Origin of the sequence: Streptomyces sp. NPDC086077, from assembly GCF_040686175.1 — a bacterium.
Lineage (GTDB): Bacteria > Actinomycetota > Actinomycetes > Streptomycetales > Streptomycetaceae > Streptomyces.
Window position 1 is genome coordinate 1 of record NZ_JBFBJT010000284.1, and the last position, 3,980, is coordinate 3,980.

Here is a 3,980-nt window from a genome sequence, read left to right on the forward strand (position 1 = left end):
CCAGGGCGATGCCCGCATCGCCGAACCACCGCAGGCCCGCGTCCGTGAGCGCGAACCCGCCGGACCGCCCGCCGCCCGTGCGCCCGCGGGGTTCGCCGGCCGGTGCCGGGAGCCCGCCCACGTCCGGTCCGCCGGGCCCCGGCACGGTCGAACTCGCGGCATCGGTGGGTCCCTTCGGCTCACCGGCCGGCCGCAGCAGTCCGCGCGCGGTGAGGGCGTCGGTGACGGTGATGCCGAGCCGCCCGGCGAGATGGTCGTAGCAGGTGCGGCCACGGACCATGGCCGAACCGGCGCTCGCCTCGCGCAGCCCGCCCGGCCGCCGGATCACGGCACCGGGCGCGACCTGCGCGGCCAGGTCCTCCACGAGCTGCGCGATCCGCGCGTCGGCCAGCCGTACGTACCGGTGCCGGCCCTGCCGCTCCTCGGCCAGCACTCCGCCCGCGACGAGCTTGCCGAGGTGCTCGCTCGCCGTCGACGCGGCCACCCCGGCGTGCCGCGCCAGCTCGCCGGCGGTCCACGCCCGCCCGTCGAGCAGCGCCAGCAGACAGGCGGCCCGCGTCTCGTCGGCGATCAGCCCGGCGAGCCGCGCGAGCGCCGGGGCCCGGGGGTCCTTGGAGGTCATGCACCCAGCATGGGACACACATCTTTCGGCGCCCACCGAAATATGTTCAGGCGAGCCGCCCGACCTGTTCGTACTGCTGCGCCAGCCCGTCCAGCAGCGCGCCGAGCCCGGTCTCGAAGGCCCGCTCGTCGATCTTCTCCTGCCGCTCGGCGAGCAGGTGCGCCTGGCCGAGATGGGGGTAGTCGGCGGGGTCGTACGCGCTCTCGTCGGTCACGAAGCCCCCGGCGAACGAGCCGAGCGCGGAGCCCATGATGAAGTACCGCATCAGCGCGCCGATGGACGTGGCCTGCGCCGGTGGCCAGCCCGCCTCGACCATCGCGCCGTAGACGGCGTCGGCGAGCCGCAGCGCGGCCGGGCGGCGACCGGGCCCGCGCGCCAGCACGGGCACGATGTTCGGGTGGTCGCGCAGCGCGGCCCGGTAGGAGACCGCCCAGTCGTGCAGCGCGGTCCGCCAGTCCCGCCCGTCCTCGAACATCGACAGATCGACCTGCGCGCTCACCGAGTCGGCGACCGCCTCCAGGATCTCGTCCTTGGTGCGGAAGTGGTTGTAGAGCGAGGGCCCGCTCACTCCCAGCTCCGCGGCGAGCCGCCGGGTGGAGAGTGCCGAGAGGCCCTCCGTGTCCACCAGCGCCCGGGCCGCGTCCACGATCCGGTCGGTGCTGAGCAGGGGCTTGCGCGGTCGGGCCATGGCGCACATAGTAGGGCTGAGTCGGAAACTAGCAGTGCTAATTTACCGTACTACATTCAAGGTGTCCTTCATGTGGGGTGACGTGTCATGAACCTGGAACTGAGCGAGGAGCAGACCGCCGTACGGCAGCTCGCCCGGGACTTCGTGGACCGCGAGATCGCCCCCCACGTCATCACCTGGGACCGCGCCGAGGAGGTCGACCGGGGGATCGTCAAGAAGCTCGGCGAGGTCGGCTTCCTCGGCCTGACCGTCGACGAGGAGTACGGCGGCAGCGGCGGCGACCATCTCGCGTACTGCCTGGTCACCGAGGAGCTCGGCCGCGGCGACTCCTCCGTGCGCGGCATCGTCTCCGTCTCCCTCGGCCTGGTCGCCAAGACCGTCGCGGCCTGGGGCGACGAGGAGCAGAAGCGGCGCTGGCTGCCCGGCCTGACCTCCGGCGCGTACGTCGGCTGCTTCGGCCTCACCGAGCCGGGCACCGGCTCCGACGCCGGCAACCTGACCACCCGCGCGGTCCGCGACGGCGGGGACTACGTCATCAACGGCACCAAGATGTTCATCACCAACGGCACCTGGGCCGACGTCGTCCTGCTCTTCGCCCGCTCCACCGGGGCGCCCGGTCACAAGGGCGTCTCCGCGTTCCTCGTGCCGGCCGACACGCCGGGACTGACCCGCCGCGCCCTCCACGGCAAGCTCGGCCTGCGCGGCCAGGCCACGGCCGAACTGGTCCTGGAGGACGTCCGGGTGCCCGCCTCCGCGATGCTGGGCCCGGAGGGCAAGGGCTTCTCCGTGGCCATGTCCGCCCTGGCGAAGGGGCGGATGTCGGTCGCGGCCGGATGCGTCGGCATCGCCCAGGCCGCACTCGACGCGGCGGTCCGCCACGCGGGGGAGCGCGAGCAGTTCGGCCGGACCATCGCCCATCACCAGCTCGTCCAGGAGCTGATCAGCGACATCGCCGTGGACGTCGACGCGGCCCGGCTGCTGACCTGGCGGGTCGCCGACCTGATCGACCGCGGGCTGCCCTTCGCCACCGAGGCCTCCACGGCCAAGCTCTTCGCCTCGGAGGCGGCCGTGCGCGCGGCCAACAACGCCCTCCAGGTCCACGGCGGCTACGGCTACATCGACGAGTACCCGGCGGGCAAGCTGCTGCGCGACGCCCGCGTGATGACCCTCTACGAGGGCACGAGCCAGATCCAGAAGCTGCTCATCGGGCGGGCGCTGACGGGCGTTTCGGCATTCTGAGTACCTTCTGAGTACTTCGGCGGATGTGGTGGGCGCCACGTCCGCCGACCCTGTTCCTCATGAGTGACTCACCGGTCAAGCAGCAGAGCACGGCCGCCTTCTACGGACAGGCCGTCGCGTCGTTCGCGCTCGCCCTCGGCGCCACCGCCGTCGGCATCTTCCGGCTGGAGGCCGACCCGTGGGTGCGGGCCTTCCTCGCCATCGCCGTCCTCTACCTCGTCACGTCCGCCTTCACGCTCGCCAAGGTCGTCCGGGACCGGCAGGAGGCCGGGCAGATCGTGAGCCGGGTGGACCAGGCCCGGCTGGAGAAGCTGCTCGCCGAGCACGACCCGTTCGAGAAGCTCTGAGGGCCTGCTGCGTGCGGGCGCCTCCGGAGGCCTCGCTAAGCGCTCGCTCAGCTTCGGCGGTATGGTGGTGCCTCTGATCGGCGAGAGGGGCGAACGAGCGATGACTACGGCGGAGGAGACGGCCGGCGGCGAGCTGCAGCCATGGGCCGAGGTCACCCCCGAGGCGGCCCGGCGACTGCTGATCGCCGCCGTGGAGGCCTTCGCCGAGCGCGGCTACCACGCCACGACGACCCGCGACATCGCGGGCCGCGCCGGAATGAGTCCGGCCGCGCTCTACATCCACTACAAGACCAAGGAAGAGTTGCTGCACCGCATCAGCAGGATCGGCCACGAGCGGGCCCTCGACATCCTGCGCACCGCGGCCCGGCGCGAGGGCAGCGCGAGCGAGCGGCTCGCCGACGCCGTGAGCTCCTTCGTGCGCTGGCACGCCGGGGGGCGCACGACCGCGCGCGTGGTGCAGTACGAACTGGACTCGCTGGGCCCCGAGGCCCGCGCGGAGATCGTCGCGCTGCGCCGGCGGTGCGACGCCGAGGTGCGCGGCATCATCGAGGACGGCGTCGCCGTGGGCGAGTTCGAGGTGCTCGACGTCCAGGGCACGACGCTCGCGGTGCTGTCGCTGTGCATCGACGTCGCCCGCTGGTTCAACATCGACGGCCCCTGGACGCCCGACGAGGTCGGCGCGCTCTACGCCGACCTCGTACTGCGGATGGTGGGCGTGCGGAAGGCGCCGACCGCGCGGTAGCGGCGGCCGGAACCGGCGGCGTCCCGGAGGCGGCCGCGGCTCAGAGGTAGTACCGCGACACCGACTCGGCCACGCACACCGGTTTGTCGCCGCCCTCGCGCTCCACGCTGAAGGCGACGCTCACCTGGATGCCGCCGGTCACGTCCTCGACGCCGGTGATCTTCGCGGTGGCGCGCAGCCGGGAGCCGACCGGGACGGGGGCGGGGAAACGGACCTTGTTGGTGCCGTAGTTGACACCCATCTTCATGCCCTCGACGCCGATCAGCTGCGGGCCGAAGAGCGGCAGCAGGGAGAGCGTGAGGTAGCCGTGCGCGATCGTCGTGCCGAAGGGGCCGGCGGCGG

6 protein-coding genes are annotated in these 3,980 nt (G+C 72.8%); 3 read left to right on the plus strand and 3 right to left on the minus strand.

Annotated elements, in window-relative coordinates; genetic code table 11:
- On the minus strand, nucleotides 1-622 hold a 622-nt coding region (locus AB0O67_RS36865; RefSeq protein WP_365460334.1), incomplete at its 3' end, for a winged helix-turn-helix domain-containing protein.
- 46 nt (nucleotides 623-668) lie between these two features.
- Nucleotides 669-1,310, minus strand: a complete 642-nt coding sequence (locus tag AB0O67_RS36870; protein ID WP_365460337.1) for a TetR/AcrR family transcriptional regulator — start codon at nucleotides 1,308-1,310, stop codon at nucleotides 669-671.
- 87 nt (nucleotides 1,311-1,397) lie between these two features.
- Between AB0O67_RS36870 and AB0O67_RS36875 the strand changes: the two genes are divergently transcribed.
- From AB0O67_RS36875 to AB0O67_RS36885, 3 genes are all read left to right on the plus strand, one after another.
- The gene (locus AB0O67_RS36875; RefSeq protein WP_365460340.1) at nucleotides 1,398-2,549 is read left to right on the plus strand and encodes an acyl-CoA dehydrogenase family protein; all 1,152 of its coding nucleotides are present in this window, start codon (nucleotides 1,398-1,400) and stop codon (nucleotides 2,547-2,549) included.
- Nucleotides 2,550-2,608: 59 nt separating this feature from the next.
- On the plus strand, nucleotides 2,609-2,896 hold the full coding sequence (locus AB0O67_RS36880) for a YiaA/YiaB family inner membrane protein (RefSeq protein WP_365460343.1): 288 nt from the start codon (nucleotides 2,609-2,611) through the stop codon (nucleotides 2,894-2,896).
- A 100-nt stretch (nucleotides 2,897-2,996) separates the two neighbouring features.
- Entirely contained in the window at nucleotides 2,997-3,638 is a 642-nt protein-coding gene (locus AB0O67_RS36885; RefSeq protein WP_365460346.1) for a TetR/AcrR family transcriptional regulator, read from the plus strand.
- A gap of 40 nt (nucleotides 3,639-3,678) precedes the next feature.
- Here the strand turns inward: AB0O67_RS36885 and AB0O67_RS36890 are convergent.
- The coding region (locus AB0O67_RS36890; RefSeq protein ID WP_365460349.1) for a MaoC family dehydratase at nucleotides 3,679-3,980 on the minus strand (302 nt) is incomplete at its 5' end.

Excerpts from the sequence above, each read along its gene's own strand:
- AB0O67_RS36885 (WP_365460346.1), top strand. The coding sequence starts at position 2,997 with ATGACTACGGCGGAGGAGACGGCCGGCGGCGAGCTGCAGCCATGGGCC.
- AB0O67_RS36875 (WP_365460340.1), top strand. The coding sequence starts at position 1,398 with ATGAACCTGGAACTGAGCGAGGAGCAGACCGCCGTACGGCAGCTCGCC.
- AB0O67_RS36870 (WP_365460337.1), bottom strand. The coding sequence starts at position 1,310 with ATGGCCCGACCGCGCAAGCCCCTGCTCAGCACCGACCGGATCGTGGAC.
- AB0O67_RS36880 (WP_365460343.1), top strand. The coding sequence starts at position 2,609 with ATGAGTGACTCACCGGTCAAGCAGCAGAGCACGGCCGCCTTCTACGGA.